This window comes from Oleiphilus sp. HI0123 (assembly GCF_001635315.1).
Window position 1 is genome coordinate 1 of the sequence record NZ_LWGE01000492.1, and the last position, 1,956, is coordinate 1,956.

The 1,956-nt window shown below is 43.4% G+C and carries 1 protein-coding gene; it reads left to right on the top strand.

What is annotated here, in order from left to right; all coding sequences use genetic code 11:
* The first annotated feature begins 145 nt into the window (after positions 1 to 145).
* A protein-coding gene (locus tag A3761_RS25450) for an IS3 family transposase (RefSeq protein WP_369808172.1) occupies positions 146 to 1,677 on the top strand; the annotation gives its coding sequence in 2 pieces (ribosomal slippage) (positions 146 to 590 and positions 590 to 1,677; 1,533 coding nt in all).
* The last annotated feature ends 279 nt before the right edge of the window (positions 1,678 to 1,956 follow it).

The window sequence follows — 1,956 nt, forward strand, 5'->3', positions numbered from 1 at the left end:
CCAGATCAAGGCATTGGATAAGAAGTTTGTTCATAGTATGAGTTATAGATTTTGTTTTGAAGCTGATTCAGAACCCCCTGTGTCAGGATAGTTGTCGCCTCTGTTAATTTTTAATAATTGAATAGGAGGCGGTAAGAGAATATGAGTGAAGCATTATTCAAAAGAGTTTAAAGAAGCCATTGTTAAGAAGTGGCTTGAAAGTGGGTTATCATTAAGAACGTTTTCAGCCCAGGAAAACATAAACCTATCCACCTTGTATTCCTGGCGAGATAAATTTCAATTACCAGGTTCAAGTGTGACAAAAAGTAGTAGTCCAGATAACTGGTCTCCAGAAGCAAAGTTTTCAATTGTTCTGGAAACCGCCATGATGTCGGAGATAGAGCTAAGTGAGTATTGCCGAGAAAAAGGGCTGTACCCTGATCAGGTGAAGCAATGGAAACAATCTTGTATTAACAACAATATGACTGAGGCTCAGCGTAAGAAACAGGAAGCTGCAGAGCGCAAAGCAGATAAGAAGCGTATTAAGCAGTTAGAGAAGGAGCTAAAACGCAAAGATGCAGCACTTGCTGAAACTGCTGCATTATTGGTGCTCAGAAAAAAGCTCAATGCCTACTGGGGGGAAGACGAGGACAGCTAACCATGCTTCCAGATAGGCAATATTATGTGGAGCTGATTGATGAAGCCGTTAGTGCTGGAGCCAGAAGAGTGAAAGCCTGTGAGCTAATAGGCTTATCGCTTCGGACCTTACAACGCTGGATTGAAGATGGTGGCGTTACACAGGACAAAAGACAGTCAGCTATTAGACCTGAGCCAAAGAATAAGTTGTCAGAAACCGAGCGACAGAGCATTATCAATATCTGTAACGAGCCCGAATATGCGGACCTTCCACCCAGCCAAATCGTACCAAGGCTAGCGGATAAAGGGCAATATATTGCTTCTGAGTCCAGCTTTTATCGTGTGCTCAAAGCACATAATCAACTGGCTCACAGGGGGCGAGACAAGCCCAAAAATGGTACGAAGAAACCGAAGGGATATACGGCCACTGGGCCAAATGAAGTCTGGAGTTGGGATATTACGTACTGCCCTGCAACTGTGATAGGGCGGTATTATTACCTGTATATGATAGAAGATATCTTCAGTCGCAAAATTGTTGGCTGGGAAGTGCATGAGTCCGAGCAAGGAGAACATGCAGCAGCATTGCTTGAGCGCAGTGTTTGGTCAGAAAAGTGCGTCAGAAAATCCCTGGTGTTGCACTCGGATAATGGTAGCCCAATGAAGAGCTTAACAATGCAAGCAAAAATGCAGGATTTGGGTGTCGCCAGCTCTCGAAGTCGGCCTGGTGTAAGTAATGATAATCCGTTTTCAGAATCACTATTTCGAACCCTGAAGTACTGTCGTCGATGGCCATCTGAGGGATTTAAATCAATCGATGAAGCAAGAACTTGGGTGAAAGAGTTTGTCACTTGGTACAACACAGAGCACCGGCATAGTCGAATTAACTTTGTTACCCCAGAGCAAAGGCACTTAGGTCTGGATGAAGAAATATTATCGAAGAGGGATGAGCTTTATCGCAAGATGAAAAGAAAGAACCAAATAAGGTGGTCAAAAGCTACGCGGAACTGGGAGAAAGTGGGTGACGTTAAGTTGAACCCGGAGAAGGAAAAACAAGCAGCTTAAATGCTCAGGCGACAACTACCTTGAAAAACGCCGCTTAGAGCGCCGCAGATGTAGAAGGTTTAAGTGTTGTAATTATCTAAATCCTCCACAAAGACTAGAAGATGATGAAGAGTTGCGTAAGATTGTCGATTCTACAGTTGTATATTGCACTGCTAGCTCAGGTAAAGGACATGCAGATGATGATAGTGAATCGAATCTTCATTTAGTCAAGTACGTGAAATTTGGATCAGGCTTTGATTGACGGGTAACAGGTGGAACAGGGTAATTAGTAATAGATAA